This window comes from Lyngbya sp. CCY1209 (assembly GCF_055795065.1).
Genome location: NZ_JAYFER010000326.1, coordinates 1 through 15,552, shown reverse-complemented (window position 1 = coordinate 15,552; position 15,552 = coordinate 1). Strand labels below are relative to the sequence as shown.

The window sequence follows — 15,552 nt, the reverse complement described above, 5'->3', positions numbered from 1 at the left end:
AGATCTCCGGATTCAACAGTCGCTCGCCAGCCAGGGGGTGTGGCTATCGCGCGATCGCCACACACCCACACCCAACAGCATAAATGGAACGTCCCGAACTTCCCTCTTTCTTTTGAAATAAATCGATTTCCGATACCTAAGCCGAAAGGGTGATTTGAGAAGCGAGCAGAGGAATCAAATTGAATGGGGAGTCTGAGAATTTATTCTTATGCCTGCTGGCGGATGATGGCGGGGGCGATCGGGAGATAACCTGAAAACGCAAAATCAATCACTTCAAAAAAATTTCTGATGCTGCCACAATTATTTTCAGTTCCGACGGACATCGACGAAGGCAAATCTCAAACCTACCAACCCCTCAAGGGTGTCATCGTGGGGGCGGGACAAGTGGGAATGTCTTCCGCTTACTCCATGCTGATTCAAAATGTATTTGATGAAATGTTGGTGGTGGATGTCGATCGCAAAAAAGCCGAGGGCGAGGTCATGGATCTCAACCACGGACTGCCTTTCGTGGAACCCACGGACATTCGGGCGGGTTCCTGGGAAGATGCAAACGATCCGGATCTCGTCATTCTCACCGCCGGGTCCAAACAAAAACCCGGAGAAACGCGCTTAGATTTGCTGCAACGCAATACTAAAATCTTCAAAAGTATCGTTCCGGAGGCGGTCAAACACTGCCCCAACGCCATCTTCTTGGTGGTGACCAATCCGGTGGATATCATGACCTACGTTACCTTAAAAATATCCGGCCTTCCGAGTCACCGGGTTTTGGGTTCGGGGACGGTTTTGGATACAGCCAGATTTCGGTTTTTGTTGGCTGAAAAATTGGACATCGACCCCCGCAGCCTCCACGCCTACATCATCGGCGAACACGGCGACAGCGAGGTTCCGGTGTGGAGTAAAGTCAACATTGCGGGGATGAATTTATGCGACGGAAATTCCGGCGACCTCCCCGAAGATGAAAAGGAACGCCTGGAGCCCGTTTTTGAAGCGGTGAAAAATGCCGCCTACGAAATCATCGATCGCAAGGGGGCAACTTACTACGCGATCGGTTTGGGAGTCACTCAAATTGCCAAAGCGATCCTGCGAGATCAGCACCGGATTTTCACTGTCAGTCACCTGATCGAGGGCTTGCATGACATCGAGGATGTTTGCCTGAGTTTGCCCGCCGTCGTCAGTCGCCAGGGGGTGACACGGGTGCTCAATTTAGCGCTGAGTGATACAGAGAAAAAACAACTACAAAACTCCGCCAAAGTGATGCGAGAAAACATCGAAAAATTGGAGCTGTAATTCTAAATGTTGTTGCGCTTCAGCGCTTCCGATCGCCAGGGGAGTGCTGTCATCGGGAAAAGGACGAAATATTTTCACCCTTTCCCCACCCTCAAAAAAGAGGATAATCTTTTATTTTAGTAGCGGAACGTCGCCGCCAAAAGGGCGCGATCGGGCAGATTTTCCGGCTTGTCGGTGTAGACCGTCCCGCCATTCAGGAAGGTTTGAATCGCCGCGAAATCCAACAGATCGACATCGTGGGGATCGGGTTCCCGGTGCAATTCGATGGTATTGCTTTCGGGGTTAAACTGTCCCCACTGTTTCTCGCCCGTCGCCACGAACAGGGAATCCACCCGTTGATAATAAGCGGCTTTGATCACTTCCTCCATATTTCGAGAAGCCTGACCGTCGTTCCCCGCCAATTCGTGGTAGCGGTTCGTGGCTTTTTCCCGGTCAACTTTGAAGTATTGCGACATCACATTCCAAGCTTTATCGTGGAGTTCTTTCGGGGTCAGAATCTCCGAATTGACGGTGACGCATTCTTCAATTAAATGGGGGTAGGAATTCGCATCTCGATAGATGGGCAGCAGGTATTCGACCCCGGCCATAATCAGGGGCGCATTTTCTCCGTCGAGTGCCTTGCGAATTCCGGCATCGACCTTTTGGAAAAATCGCCAAATTCCGCCCTTGTCAGCCGTCGTCCCGACCCCGTGACCGTGAAAGATGAGGGATTTTCCGGCGGCGGGATTGGGGTTGCCGGTGTGCATTTGCACCTGTTCTTCCGGTTGGTCGTATTGGAGGGCTTCTTCCAAACTGGTGGGGGTGTCTCCGATATCGACTTCGTTGCTCTGATAACGGCTGGCTTGAAACAGCTTGATTTGATGCTGACTTAACGCCAAAATGTAGAACCGTCCGTTGTGGGTAAATAGCGGCATCAAGGGCTTGACATGGAAGCGATCGCCCACCGAAACCAACTCTTCAAAATACAGGGGAAGTCGGTAGTATCGGAACAGGTTCGGGGCGACAAAAATCACCAGCCCTTCGTTTTGGTGCCGCCAAAATTCCGGCTTGTCCAGTTCCATTGCGGGGGCGAGAAAGTCTTCCGCGTCGCTGTGGCGCCAACCCCGCCGTTCCAGTTGCCCGATCGCATCCGAAATCAAGTTCTTAAACCGGATCGGATCTTGACGAACCGGGGGGCCGGCTTTGTGGACGGGTAAGTAGATGGAAACGCAGGTATCTTCGCATTCCATCAACGTTTTCAGTTCGGCGTGAGATAACAGTGTCGGTGCGTTCATAAAATTCTCCTCAATAACATCGCGGATCGTCATTATTTCCAACCCATCGGTTGTTCGACTTCGGTTTCCGTTTTTTCGGCCCGGGCGCCGGGTTTGTCCACGATTTGAACGGTCGTCGCCTGGGGTCCGTTCGTGCCCATTTCGTCGGCGTAGGCAACGCCAGTCCCCACTTCCAGGCGATCAAAATCGTCGCTGATGACGCTATTTTTGTGGAAATAAACTTCCCGCCCGGAAGCGACAGATTTGATAAAACCGTGGTCGGATTCGAGTTTCGTGACGATCGCCATCATCTCCTGTTGGGGGTGGGTTTTCACCTCGCCCCGCTGCTTTTCGACCAACTCCACAACCTGGCGGCGGGCCGCTTCAAAGGCTTCCCGAATTACCGTTTCCAACGGCGTGTACTGGGTGCCGACGTCGGGGCTGCGATCGACCGCTAACTCGTGGCTGGGGGGGATGGTCATGTCGATTCTGACCCGGTAGGGGGTGCCGCTGTCGGGGCGATCGTGGGTTTTTTCCACCGCCACCCGGCAGCTACTCATGTAATCGCAAAACTTTTCCAGTTTGGCAATTTTTTCTGCGACCAAACTTTCGATCGCGTCGGTTTTTTCTAAGTTACGGTAAGTCACGTCTGTTTGGACTTTCATACTTCCTCCTGTTCGTATAAATCGGATATTTTGTAATGGTTCTATGGACAATATTCCAGATATTCTGCGGAGACGTAGCCCTGCAGGGGGGCGACGATCGGCACCCAGCCGTTTTGGCCGCGATCGCGGATGGAAACCGCCCGTCCGTCTTCCAACTGGGCGATCGTTTCGCCGCCGGGTTCTTCCCGCACGTTCAGCCTCGAATAAACGTCCACTTCCCGACAACTCGAAGTCGGAATATTGGGCAGCGGGCCGCTGCAATAGGTCAGATAATCTGCATTGACATAACCATTGACGGGAACTTCCACCGGCACCCAACCGTTGCGGCCTTCGTTGGCAATATAAACGGCTTGATCCGCTTCCAAAGTCCCCACGATTTCGCCGTCGGGCTCATCGAAAATTGCCACGCCGGAGGTGTTCGTTTCTCGACAGTTGCCCTCCGGGACGGTGGAGACAAATTCGCCCGGATTGCTGGCGGACGGTGGCAGGGGTTGCCGGCTCTGTTCGTCCCCCGGCGTCGCGCCGTCGCAGTAGCCCAAATTGGTGGCGCTGACGTACCCGCTCACCGGGCTTTCGATGGGGACCCAACCTCGATTTCCCTCGTTGGCGATGTAAACCTCTTGATTTTGCTCCAGAGTCCCGATCGCCTCTCCTCCGGGCTCCTGGCGGATGGTAACATCGGGGGTGATAATTTGCCGACAGTTGCTCCCCGGCACCGTGGACGAGGTGGACGGAACGGCGTCGCCGGGGATCGTCGGTGTCGCCTGGGCGACCGGTTGGGCGGGGGAAGAAATAGCCCCCGTACAATAGTTCAAATAGTCGGTGGAAACATATCCGTCCATCGGGGAACCGATCGCCACCCACCCATTTACGGGGTCTGTAGAAAGATAGACGTTTTCCCCATCTTCGAGTCTCCCGATTACCCGTCCGCCGGGGGTTTCCCTGACGTTGAGAGCCGTGTTCACGTCTACTTCCCGGCAGTTGACGGCCTGGGCAAACCGCCCGTTTTCTTCGGCTTTTGCCAGTCCGGGTAGGAAGCCGGCGGCCAGGGAATAGACCGCCGCCAATCCTAGGAAAATAGTCGAGTTATTTTTGAAAATCATCATTAATACAGTTTCCTTTATATCGCTTTTCTTATATTTCATTCTGGCAATTTTTGCCTCCGATCTCCTCCATCAGAAGTTGGATATTTTCAATTTTAGATGTAAAATATTCGGGAGGGCGGAGATGGAACGAACAAGTTTCCGAATGTCATGTCGCCGAGAATTGAGTGCGATCGCATTCCTCCCGGATGCCGGTCAGGTGAGGGATTGCTGACACGATCTCTCCAAACATCCGGCCCGAGGTATATAATTTTGATACCTTGTCTCGGTTATCCCAAATTTTTCCCCAACGATATCTAAGCGAGTGCTGTTTTTAAACCCCATCGATAGGAGAACGAATCGTCAATGAGTTCAGGTTCTAAAATTCAAAACCAACATTTAGATAAACTCCTTCAAGTTCTGGCCGCAATCCCCGAAAAAACATCTTTGGAAATTGCCATAACCCTCAATGTCGATGGCCTGATTGTTTCCGGTCGCATTATCAGCCAGCAGGCTTATTTTAAAGAATTGAAGAAATTGATAAAATTGGGAGACAAGCATCACGAAATTAAGCAAATACTGGAAGAATTAATCATTCAGTTTCAGGATCAGGTCAGGCGACATGAAGAAGAAGCCGTCAAACTCCCCCTCCCCGAATTCATCCACCTTAAAAATGCCAAGATGTACCCCAGCCACGGCCGGGGAATGCCCAGCACTCGGGAGGCGATATGGCGCGGCCGCATCAGCGAAGTGGGCGGATTTTCCCTCGGCGAAATCCTCTACGATTTGGACCAACTTCAAACCACGCCGTTTTCCGAGAAATAATAATTTAAAGTGGGGAGTCGGGAGTCGGGAGTCGGGAGTGGGGAAGAATGGACAATGATGATTAATTGATTTCCATTCTTCCTTCCCGATCGCTAAATACTCACCGGGGAACCGATCGCGCCCTGGGGACAACTTTTCCCTTCCAAAGCGTCCCGTTCTTCTGTGGTGAGAAAATCCTCCCGGGGGCGATCGCACACCCGCGCCGCCTCCGCCAGAACGTGGCCCCAACTGCACCGGTTCACGAACAGCATCCCCTCGCCATTCAGGGTCCCGCCGACATTCACAAATCCCAAAGCCGCCGTGCGGTTAAAACCGGTGTGCAGGGGTTGCAAAGTCCCCAGCATCGGTTCCGGGCGGGTGTGGGTGACGAACACCCGGGAGGGCACGGACTCCGGGTAAAGCGCCGCCACCAGATTTCCCGAGGCCGCGTGCTCCAACTCTCCCTCGTCCCGGGGGATGCGGAACCGCCCCGGTTCCACCATGTAAACCACCGAATGGGGCATCTCCCGTTCCGTCAGGCGGGCCGAAGCCTTCAGAACCTCCTGCAACTCGTAGGCGCCGATCGCCGTCAAAATCACCTGGGGCGAATCCTGCCGATACCCGGCCCAGCCCAGCTTTATCGCCCCTTGTTCGATCAATTGTTCCGCCTCTTCCCGACTGAAAAGATTGGCGATTCCCCGCTTGGAAACCACCACAGACCAAAACTGGCCGTGGGTTTGGTAGAGTTTCTGCATCAGCACCCCGACGCTATTGTAATCCGCCGGAAACAGCACCCGGGAGATGTCCGAAGGTTCGTTGAGCATCGCCTCCGACATCATCGGATCTTGGTGGGACTGTTCGTTTTTGCCGTTTTCCCAGGTGTGAGACGTGAGAATTAGGGGAATGGACAGCCAGTCCCGGGGTTGGCCGATGCCCTTGCGGTGTTTGGCGAAAATGATTTCCTGCCGCATCACCCCGTGCATTTTCGCCCCGAAGGCTTCGTAAGTGGCGATCAGGTTGATGCCGCCTTTATTCGCCAAAGCCGCGGCGGCGATCGCTTCTTCGTTGAGGGCCGTTATGACCGCGCCGTGGATGTCCTCGGGGATGCCCTCCTCCGGGTCGGTGACGCGGAATTTCAGGGCGTCGAGGGTGGTTTGCAGGCGGTTGGACTTCATCTCGTCCGGGTTGCCCACCCGGGGGCGCAGGTGGGGGTTGGCCCGCACCGTCGCCACGAACATTTTATCCGCCGCTTTCATGGGTTGGGAAGTCGTCCAGGCGGACCGGTCCATCCGGTTTTCGGGGATCGGTTGGAAGTCGGGTTCGGGCACTTCCCGCAGGCTGACGTCCCGCCACACCATCGGGTTGTCCCGTTCCAGGGGGCGATCGCTGTGGTCGTGGTTCTGGAATTGGGCGATCGCGGCGTCGAGCTCCTCCGGCGGCACCCACAGCTTCCGACTCCACTCGTTGAAAATCTGGGCGGCTTTGGTATCCTTGCGGGGGTTGCCTCCCAGCGGCAAGTTGTGGGCGAGGTTTTCCCCGGCGTTGTAGAACCCGGCCCCCTTTTGGGCCACGGCGATGCCGTAGGGGATGGGCACGGGATAATTAGCCTCTCCCCGTTCCACCGCTTTGGCCCCGGCTTCCAGGCGACTCTCGATTTCAAAGATCGCCCAGACGAAGGCCGCCGGATCGCCTCCGTCGAACACGATCGGATCGAAGTTGTTGAGTTTCAGGTGTTCTATCAACCAGTCGGTGCCGCCCTTTTGGGCCATCGTGCTCCGCTGGTCGATGCGGCGTCCGTTGTTGATCATGATCGGCGCCACCAAGCCGCAGTCTTGACTCCGCCACCACCGGGGCACCCAGTCGCTGCCGCGCTGTTCTTCAAAGGCGCCGTCGCTGAGGAACACCACCAACCGCTCGCCGGGGAGGGGGGTGTGGACGTATTCGAGTTGGACGAATCCCAGATAGCCGCCTTCGGCGATTCCCCCGGCGGTGTAGGGGTTGACGTGACTGCCGAGGGGGGAGTCCTGCCGCCCTTCTTCGTCGAGTTTGTAGGAGTAGAAGTCCCGGACGTAGCGGGTGAGGCCTTCGTCGCTGAGGTCGTAGCGATCGGCGTGGACGGGGTTGAGGTTATCTAATAATAGGTTCACGGAGTCGATCGCGGCGACGCAGTGTCCCTGTCCCATCATCCAACCTCGGGTGATGTGGGTGATGGCGTCGATCGCCATGTAGCCGGAATAGGCGGGGACCATATTTAATGAGCCGCCGGTGTGCCCTTCCGGTTTGGTTTTGAAGTCTTCGGGTTTGAGATCTCGCCCGTCCCGATAGATTTTTTGGGCATAGGTTTCGTGCACGACCAGCCACATCCCCGCGCTGGCGATGCGATCGAGGGCGTAGAGTAATTCCCAAAGTTCATCTTCGGGTATCCCCCGTTCGGCGAGGATTTCCGCCATGCAAAAAACCCGCTCTTGGGTTTCGGGGGTGTGTTCGATCTGCCCGTAACCCGCCGCCCAGCGATCGGCGCCGGGGTGCTTTTCTCGGAAGAGTTGGGTGCGATCGCCGCGGCGCACCGTCTCTATATTCTGGGTCTTAGTCATATTTTTTTACCTGAAGTTATACCGACATTTATCTCTGTCTCAACTTTTATCAGGTGCGGCAAATTTTTATCTCTGTTTTTGGTTAGATTTTTTCGGTTTCGGGTGGGATGGAAAATTTCGTTTTTTTTTGATGCGCGGCGGCGAAAAGGGGTTGACAGGGGGCGGCGATTTCGGATATGATGGGAACATCATCCTTCATGATGGGAGTGGTAACTGCAATAAAAAAATCGCGACTATTCCCATTATGAGAGTATGATATCAGAATTTTTGCAAAAAAGCTAGGCGATCGGCTGAAAAAAGTCGATTTTTTTGTTAAGAATTATTTCCAAAAACCACAGAGGCACTCCAGGACACGGAGGAGCGATCGTCATCCCCCCCGGCCCCCCTTTGTAAGGGGGGAGGTCGATTTTTGAGTATTTGACCGGATTTGATGTTAATCCTCTTTAGAGGATTTTTGCTGTGAGCTTGGGAATTGATTCCCGAGCGGGTCTATTCCTCCTCATTACCATTATTCTGGCTTTGACGGAGTTGGTTGAGGAGTTGCTCGAACTCCTGCATATAGCGGCCGTATTCGGTCCAGTTGTTTTGGCGCCGGGCTTCTTGGGCCTGCTGATATTTTTCCAAAACGGAATTGGTGAGTTGGGCGATATTTTCGGGGATTTGGGGTCGGGTGACGGCGGCGGGTGCGGGTTGTTGTTCTTCCGCCTGTTCGCCGAAGAGGAGGGCGAGCGATCGCTCCAAGTTTTCGGCCATCACGACTTCTTTATCGTAGGCGACGATCACCCGTTTGAGTTCCGGGAGTTCCCCCTGTTCCGCCCGCAGGTAGACGGGTTCGACGTATAATAAAGACTCCTCGATGGGGATGACGAGCAGATCGCCGCGGATCACTCTTGAACCCTCCTGACTCCACAGGGTTAGCTGTTGGGAAATGGTGGGGTTTTGGTCGATTCGGGCTTCGATCTGGCTGGGGCCGTAAATCACTTTTTGTTTGGGGAATTCGTACAATAATAATCGGCCGTAATCTTCGCCGTCCGATCGCGCCGCCATCCAGGCGATCATGTTGTCTTTGTTGACGGGGGTGAAGGGCAAGATCAGGACAAATTCTTCGCCTTCTTCTTCCGGCAGTTCCATGATCAGATAGTAGGGTTCCATCAGGCGTTGATTGCCCTCGTAAGCCTCCGTCGGGAACCGCCACAAGTCCTCCTGGTTGTAGAAGTTTTGCGGATCGCTCATGTGGTAGGCGAGGTAAATTTGGGCCTGGATGGTGAACAGATCTAAAGGATAGCGGAAGTGATCTTTGACATCGGCGGGGATCTCGTCTTTGGGGATAAATAAAGAGGGGAAAATTTTGCGGTAGGTTTCGAGGACGGGATCGGTTTCGTCCATCACGAAAAATCTCATGTCGCCGTTGAAGGCATCGACGACGACTTTGACGGAATTGCGGATGTAGTTGGCGTTGCCGCGGACGATCGCCTCGATATTTCCGCCTTCCAAAATCGCCCCGACGTTGTTACTTTGCAGCAGGGGTTTGGAGTAGGGATAGCGATCGCTCACCGTATAAGCATCGACGATCCAATATTGTTGGCCGCCGATAACCGTCATGTAGGGGTCGTTGTCCAGCCGCAAAAACGGGGCCACGCGGGCGACGCGATCGCGGATGTTTCGGTGGTAGAGGATTTTGGAATTCTCGTTAAAATAGCCGGAAATTAACAGGTTGAGATCGGCGCGATCGTAGGCGTAGGCCAGCCGCCGCCCCAGAGAACCAACGGACACGCCGCCGTCTCCCTCGTAGAATGTGAAGGCGTTTTCGTTGCTGCGGGGATAGTCGAATTCGGGGGTGTCGGTGTTGGTGAAGATATAAGTATTCGTCCGTTCGCCGTAGTAGATGGCGGGTTCTTCGATTTCGAGATCGACGGTGGAAACCGGGGGAATGTCGCGGATGAAGAATTCCGGCAAACCGTCGGGGGTGATTTGGTTGACGGGACTCATCACTAACCCGTAACCGTGGGTATATTTTAATCGCTGGTTGACCCAAGTTTGGGCTTCGGCGGGTACCTGTTCGTAGACCAATTCTCGGGGGGAAAGCATCACCTGCCTGTAATTTCCATCGAGGGTGTAGCGATCGATATCGACATCGTTGAAACGGTAGTAGAGGCGGATTTCTTGGAGTTGGCGGTAGGTACTCAGCAGGGGCCGGTAGTCCCACAGGCGGATGTTGCGGATGGTGGTTTCGTTGTCGTCGAGGGTCTGGCGATCGATGTCGCTTGCGGCTGGAAAATCGCGCCGTTCCACGTTGGGGAGGTCGTAGGCTTTTTGGGTAAATTCGATGTTGTGGGCAATGTAGGGCCGTTCTTTTTCCAGTTCGTTGGGTTCGACGACGATTTTTTGTTGAAAACTGGGATAGACGCTGGTGAGTAAAACCAGGGCGACGAGGTAAATGCCGAGGCCGACGATGGGGAAGGTGAGGCTATTTTGCCAGATGGAAAAGATGAAGGAACCGGCCAAAACGATGGAGAGTCCGGCCATCACCCAGTCGGCGAAAATGCGGGCGTGGACGTCGGTGTATCCGGCGCCGAATACGACTCCATCGGCATTTAAAAGCAGTTCGTAGCGGTCGAGTAAAAAGCCGATCGCGACCGTGACGGCGATCGCGGCCATTAAAATACTGATGTGGGTTTTGGCTTGTCCGGTGAAAAAGTGTTTCCAGTCGTAGCGGCCGCGAAATTGTCCTTTTAATAAATAGATGGCGACGGCGATCGCCAGTCCCCAGACAAACAGACTCAACAGCCAGTCCTGGAGGGTTTCATAGAGGGGGAGTTGGAAGATATAAAACCCGACATCTTGGTTATAAATCGGGTCGGCGATCGCGAATTGGGACTGATTCAAATATTTGAGAAAAACTTCCCAGGAGTCGTAGGCGACGGTGGCGGCGCCGAGGGATATCGTGAAAATCAGAAAGACGGCGACGACCCGCACCAGGCCGCGGCTGTAGGGTTCAAATTCCGTCCCCTCCAAAAACTCGAAGCGGCGGTGGCGGGTGAAGTGTTGGGCGATCGCGTAATTTCCCCCCAAAAAGGCGGCGTACAAAACGAATCCCCCCACCCACAATAAAATCTGCCAGGTGATGCGGGTCCAAAACACCGAGGCGAAATCCACCGCATCGAACCACCACGCCTCGGTTAACAAGTGAACCAACGTCCCCGACAACGTGAAGCCCAGGAGGGCGATCAGGACGACGGCGATAATAATTCGATCTCGAAGTTTCATATTATGGTGGTGCGCTGCAATCTGTGGACGTTCCCCCCTCCCTACACCCTACACCCTACACCCTACACCCTACACCCATCATCGGGCGCTGCTGGTGAGGGCGGGTTCGGCAAACTCCGAGGCGACATCGGGGAAATACAGTCGGGTGACGTATTCTTTCACCATGCGATCGGTGTTGAATTGGGGTCCGACGGTTTTGATCGAGGCTTTCATCATGTCGATCCACCTGCGGGGGAGGTGGTCCCCGTCGCGATCGTAGAATTGGGGGACGATCTCGTTTTCTAAGAGATGGTAGAGGTGTTCGGCGTCCCGGCGATCCTGTTCTTCCCGGTCTTCGGGGGAGGGATTGTGGTCGTCGGTATCGGCAAACGTGCGATCGCCGATCGCCCACCCGTTGAGGCCGCGACCCTCGGAGTCCGCCCGGTAGGCTTCGTTCCACCACCCGTCCCGGATGCTGCAGTTGAGTCCGCCGTTGAGGGCGACTTTCTGGCCGCTGGTGCCGGAGGCCTCCAGGGGACGGCGGGGGGTGTTCAGCCACAGATCTACCCCCCAAACTAACATCTTGGCGGTGAGGATGTCGTAATCTTCCAGAAAAACCACCCGGGACCAGATGTCCTCGTCGTGACTCCACTCGATCAGCCGCTGCATGATGCGTTTGCTTTCGTCGTTGGCGGGGTGGGCTTTTCCGGCGAAAATAATTTGCACGGGCCGATCGCGATCGCGGAAAATATTAAACGCCCGTTCGGGATCTTGCAAAATCAGATCGCCGCGCTTGTAGGGGCTGAACCGGCGGGCGAAGCCGACGGTGAGGGCGTCGGGGTCGAGGATGCGATCGCAGGCTTCGATGTATTTCGGATCTTCCCCGCGATCGCGGCGGGCCTGTTTGAGGCGGTTGCGGGTGTAGATGACCAATTGTCGCTTCAGCAGGCGGTGACGCTGCCACAAATCGCCCTCGGGGATGCGGTCTATCCCCCCCCACATTTCCAGTTCGCAAGCCCGCTGCGCCCAATTTTCGCAGAGGTGGCGGGCGTACAGGGAGGCCATCAGCGGCGAGATCCAGGTGGGGGTGTGGACGCCGTTGGTGATGGCGGTGATGGGGACGTCCTCCACGTCGCGATCGGGGTAAAGGACCGACCACATCCGGCGGCTGACTTGGCCGTTGAGTTGGCTGACGCCGTTGGCGATCCGGGACATCCGCAGGGCCAGAACGGTCATGTTGAAGGGGTCCCAGGGGTCCCCCGGTTTCCTCGCCCCCAGATCCAGGAACGCATCCCGGGACAGTTGCAAGTCGGGCCAGTAGTGGCAGAAGAAATCGTCGATGAAGTCGGGGGAGAAGGTGTCGTGGCCGGCCATGACGGGGGTGTGGGTGGTGAAAACGCACTGTTTCCGGACGGCGGTTTGGGCCTCCTCGACGGATTCGCCGGTTTTTGCCATCCGCCGCCGCAGCAATTCCAGGGCGGCGAAGGCCGAGTGTCCCTCGTTGAAGTGGTAGATGGAGGGGTGCAAATTGAGGGCTTCCAAAAGGCGGACGCCGCCGATGCCGAGGAGAATTTCCTGGCCGATGCGGGTGTTGTCGTCGCCGCCGTAGAGGGTGTTGGTGAGGGTGCGATCGAGGGGATCGTTGTCGTCGCGATCGCTATCCAACAAATACAAATTCAGCCGGCCCACCCGCACCCGCCAAACCTGGGCGTTAACCGGGCGACGGCGGATTCTGACTTCGACGGTGAGGGGATTTCCGTCGCCGTCTCGCACCAATTCTAGCGGCAGTTCGGAAAAGTTTCGGTCCGGAAATACTTCTTCCTGCCAGCCTTCGGAGTTGAAATGCTGTTCAAAATAGCCGTGGTGGTAGATCAAGCCCACCCCCACCATCGGGATGCCCAAATCGGAGGCGGATTTGAGTTGGTCTGCGGCCAAAATTCCCAGGCCTCCCGCGTAGGTTTTCAGGCAGGGATGCAATCCGAATTCGATGCAAAAATAGGCGATGGGTTCGTCCGGGGTGAGGTCGGGGAAGCCTTCTTTCGCCCAGGTTTCCCCGGCGTTCATGTAGTGCTGAAATTGTTCTCCGACTTGGCGCGATCGCTCCCGGAACGTCGGGTCGGTGGCGACCTGCATCAGTTGGGTTTCGGGGAGTTCCAGCAAAAATTTGACCGGATTTTGACCGCAGCGGTCCCACAGTTGGGCGTCGATATCCCGAAACAGGGAGGTCGCCTCGGACGACCAACTCCACCAAAAGTTAAATGCCAGATCGACCAAAATATTTAAAGCCGGGGGAAGTTGCGATCGCAGTTGCGCTTTTACCGAGTGTTGGGGTTCCGTCATTTTCCCGCATTAAAATTGCTGCAAAGGTTCTGGAGTGCCCGCCGATTCCGGGGGGTTGCAAGGCTGCGGATATCCAAAATTTACCTTTAGCCTAGAGGCGAGGATCAAAAAATTACATCCCCCCAATGGTAGAGTTTGGAATTGAAAGCCGGTGGGGGCGCGGGGCTTGCGCCCAATTTTAAAAAATCTATCTATCGGTGTAAAATACCGGGCGACTCCCGTGATAAAACAAGATAAAAAGACAATGGGAGTCGATGTGTCGTGACTCAATCCGACTATAAAAACCTACTCGATACGTTATTAGAATTGCGCGAATCCGTCTGCGAAGATGGCGAGAAACTGTATCAAAAATGGGAACCCAACATCTCGCGGCGGGCGTTTCAAATTAGCGGACAGAATTTGGCGAACTACATTATTTTCCGACAGCACGATTTGCGAGGGATGCAGCGGGATTTGATGCCCCTGGGTTTGTCGTCCCTGGGCCGCTGCGAGTCCCGGGTGCTGCCGAATTTGGACGCCACGATCGCCTCCCTGGGGGCCATTTGCGGGGTCGATGACGGCAACTTGCCCTCCCACCCCTCCGCCGACACGTTCTTCGAGGGGGAACACCTGCTGCGGCACCACACCGAAAAGTTACTCGGCGCGTCGAATCACGATCGCTGGGTGCGGATCATGGTGACGCTGCCCTCCGACGCGGCGGAAAATTACGAATTTTTCCGGGAAATCCTCAACCGGGGGACCAACTGCGTGCGGATCAACTGCGCCCACGACGGCCCCGAGGCGTGGGAAAAAATGGTCGAGCACCTGCGGCGGGGGGTGGCGGAGACGGGGCAACCCTGCCAACTGCTGATGGATCTCGGCGGCATCCAGGCCCGGACGGCGGACACGATCGCCCCGGACCCGAAACAGCGGCGGTTGCACATGGGCGATCGTCTGTTGATGACCCGGGACAAACCTGAACCGCGATCGGATCTGGAATTCCAGGCCCGGTGCACCATCCCCGAAATTTTAGACCAACTTCAGGTGGACCAGACGGTGTGGATCGACGACGGCAAGTTGGGGACTCGGGTGGAGAAAATAGCGCCGGAAGGGATATTTTTGAAGGTGATCAAAGCCCGCCCCAAAAAGGGGGAGAAACTAAAAGAAGACAAGGGCATCAATTTTCCCGACACGGAATATTACTACGATTCTCTGACGGAAAAAGATTTCCGAAATTTGGATTTTATCGCCGAACACGCCGACTTGGTGGGGCACTCTTTCGTCCAGGAAGTGGCGGATTTGCGACGACTGCAGGACGAGTTGAAAAAGCGGCGATCGGCCGAGTGTCCCATCGGAATTATCGCCAAAATCGAAACCCACGCCGCCATCAAAAACCTCCCGGATCTGATCGTCCAGGCGGCCGGCAACCAACCCTTCGGCGTCATGATCGCCCGGGGGGATCTGGCGGTGCAAATCGGCTACCAGCGGATGGCGGAAATGCAGGAGGAAATCATGTGGATGTGCGAAGCCGCCCACGTCCCGGTAATTTGGGCGACCCAGGTGTTGGAAAAGTTGGCGAAACAGGGGGTTCCGTCGCGATCGGAAATCACCGACGCGGCGATGGCGCAGCGGGCCGACTGCGTGATGTTGAATAAGGGTCCGTTCATCCCGGAGGCGGTGAGTATTTTGGACGACGTTTTGACCCGGATGCAGGAACATCAGATGAAGAAAACCCCCCAACTGCGAGCCCTCAATTCCTGGAGTGAATTGGCATCAATTTAAAAGCCCCAAACCCGTTGTTGCGCTGGGGCGCTTAAAGCCCAAAAAAAACCGGTTTCGATTTGAGAAACCGGCCTATTGACTTAGGAGAAAAAATTATAGTACCAACCGTGTTTCGGATTTAGCTGGCAGGCATGGTTCCAGTTTGGCTGTTTCCCGCGCCGCCCTCGGGGTTGACGTACCATTTGCCGTCTTCACCTTCGTGATACTGGCTTTTGAGAGAATTCCAGGCGATCTGACGGGCTCCATCTTCGCTGATGCCGTCGGAGTAGGCGCTGTTGAACGCCGCCCGGAAAATTTGCTGGGCGCCTTGGGGCAACTGTTGCTTCAGTTCTTCCGGCAGTTCTTGGATAGTTTCGTAAGGCATCTTATTTTAGCCTCCTTTTTTATCAAATTTTCTCTCCCTCCAATTAAGCACATATTTTCGATACCCGTCATCTATCCGAAGTTATAGCAACGAGCGCTCACGTGGTTACAGTTGAAATGGGGTCAGAAATTTTCAAACCCTTATAGAAAAGCCGTT

General features: G+C 55.2%; 10 protein-coding genes. 3 read left to right on the top strand and 7 right to left on the bottom strand.

What is annotated here, in order from left to right:
• Nucleotides 1-288: 288 nt before the first annotated feature.
• A complete protein-coding gene (locus AC0QHF_RS09540) occupies nt 289-1,287 on the top strand; it encodes an L-lactate dehydrogenase (RefSeq protein ID WP_324703974.1) in 999 nt (332 codons plus the stop codon).
• Between the two features lie 116 nt (nt 1,288-1,403).
• Here the strand turns inward: AC0QHF_RS09540 and AC0QHF_RS09535 are convergent, their stop codons facing one another.
• From AC0QHF_RS09535 to AC0QHF_RS09525, 3 genes are read right to left on the bottom strand one after another with little or no spacing between them, the layout of a single operon-like run.
• Nucleotides 1,404-2,561, bottom strand: a complete 1,158-nt coding sequence (locus AC0QHF_RS09535) for a baeRF7 domain-containing protein (protein ID WP_324703973.1) — start codon at nt 2,559-2,561, stop codon at nt 1,404-1,406.
• A gap of 32 nt (nt 2,562-2,593) precedes the next feature.
• Nucleotides 2,594-3,205: an HPF/RaiA family ribosome-associated protein gene (locus tag AC0QHF_RS09530; protein ID WP_324703972.1), complete on the bottom strand. Its 612-nt coding sequence runs from the start codon at nt 3,203-3,205 to the stop codon at nt 2,594-2,596.
• A 41-nt stretch (nt 3,206-3,246) separates the two neighbouring features.
• Complete coding sequence (locus tag AC0QHF_RS09525; protein ID WP_324703971.1) at nt 3,247-4,311, bottom strand: SH3 domain-containing protein; 1,065 nt, start codon at nt 4,309-4,311, stop codon at nt 3,247-3,249.
• Between the two features lie 342 nt (nt 4,312-4,653).
• Here AC0QHF_RS09525 and gvpU point away from each other — a divergent pair, with 342 nt between their 5' ends.
• On the top strand, nt 4,654-5,112 hold the full coding sequence (gvpU, locus tag AC0QHF_RS09520) for a gas vesicle accessory protein GvpU (RefSeq protein WP_324703970.1): 459 nt from the start codon (nt 4,654-4,656) through the stop codon (nt 5,110-5,112).
• 92 nt (nt 5,113-5,204) lie between these two features.
• Here the strand turns inward: gvpU and AC0QHF_RS09515 are convergent, their stop codons facing one another.
• From AC0QHF_RS09515 to glgP, 3 genes are all read right to left on the bottom strand, one after another.
• Nucleotides 5,205-7,685 carry a phosphoketolase family protein gene (locus AC0QHF_RS09515; protein ID WP_324703969.1) on the bottom strand — a complete coding sequence of 827 codons (2,481 nt, stop codon included), beginning with the start codon at nt 7,683-7,685 and terminating at the stop codon, nt 5,205-5,207.
• 489 nt (nt 7,686-8,174) lie between these two features.
• On the bottom strand, nt 8,175-10,952 hold the full coding sequence (locus tag AC0QHF_RS09510) for a UPF0182 family membrane protein (protein ID WP_324703968.1): 2,778 nt from the start codon (nt 10,950-10,952) through the stop codon (nt 8,175-8,177).
• A gap of 78 nt (nt 10,953-11,030) precedes the next feature.
• The gene (gene glgP, locus AC0QHF_RS09505; protein ID WP_324703967.1) at nt 11,031-13,271 is read right to left on the bottom strand and encodes an alpha-glucan family phosphorylase; all 2,241 of its coding nucleotides are present in this window, start codon (nt 13,269-13,271) and stop codon (nt 11,031-11,033) included.
• Nucleotides 13,272-13,532: 261 nt separating this feature from the next.
• Between glgP and AC0QHF_RS09500 the strand changes: the two genes are divergently transcribed.
• Complete coding sequence (locus AC0QHF_RS09500; protein ID WP_324703966.1) at nt 13,533-15,032, top strand: pyruvate kinase; 1,500 nt, start codon at nt 13,533-13,535, stop codon at nt 15,030-15,032.
• Between the two features lie 118 nt (nt 15,033-15,150).
• On the opposite strand, the gene AC0QHF_RS09495 is transcribed toward AC0QHF_RS09500, so the two are convergent.
• Entirely contained in the window at nt 15,151-15,396 is a 246-nt protein-coding gene (locus AC0QHF_RS09495) for a ChaB family protein (protein WP_324703965.1), read from the bottom strand.
• Nucleotides 15,397-15,552: the final 156 nt, after the last annotated feature.

Excerpts from the sequence above, each read along its gene's own strand:
- AC0QHF_RS09540 (WP_324703974.1), top strand. The coding sequence starts at position 289 with ATGCTGCCACAATTATTTTCAGTTCCGACGGACATCGACGAAGGCAAA.
- AC0QHF_RS09535 (WP_324703973.1), bottom strand. The coding sequence starts at position 2,561 with ATGAACGCACCGACACTGTTATCTCACGCCGAACTGAAAACGTTGATG.
- AC0QHF_RS09530 (WP_324703972.1), bottom strand. The coding sequence starts at position 3,205 with ATGAAAGTCCAAACAGACGTGACTTACCGTAACTTAGAAAAAACCGAC.
- AC0QHF_RS09525 (WP_324703971.1), bottom strand. The coding sequence starts at position 4,311 with ATGATGATTTTCAAAAATAACTCGACTATTTTCCTAGGATTGGCGGCG.
- gvpU (WP_324703970.1), top strand. The coding sequence starts at position 4,654 with ATGAGTTCAGGTTCTAAAATTCAAAACCAACATTTAGATAAACTCCTT.
- AC0QHF_RS09515 (WP_324703969.1), bottom strand. The coding sequence starts at position 7,685 with ATGACTAAGACCCAGAATATAGAGACGGTGCGCCGCGGCGATCGCACC.
- AC0QHF_RS09510 (WP_324703968.1), bottom strand. The coding sequence starts at position 10,952 with ATGAAACTTCGAGATCGAATTATTATCGCCGTCGTCCTGATCGCCCTC.
- glgP (WP_324703967.1), bottom strand. The coding sequence starts at position 13,271 with ATGACGGAACCCCAACACTCGGTAAAAGCGCAACTGCGATCGCAACTT.
- AC0QHF_RS09495 (WP_324703965.1), bottom strand. The coding sequence starts at position 15,396 with ATGCCTTACGAAACTATCCAAGAACTGCCGGAAGAACTGAAGCAACAG.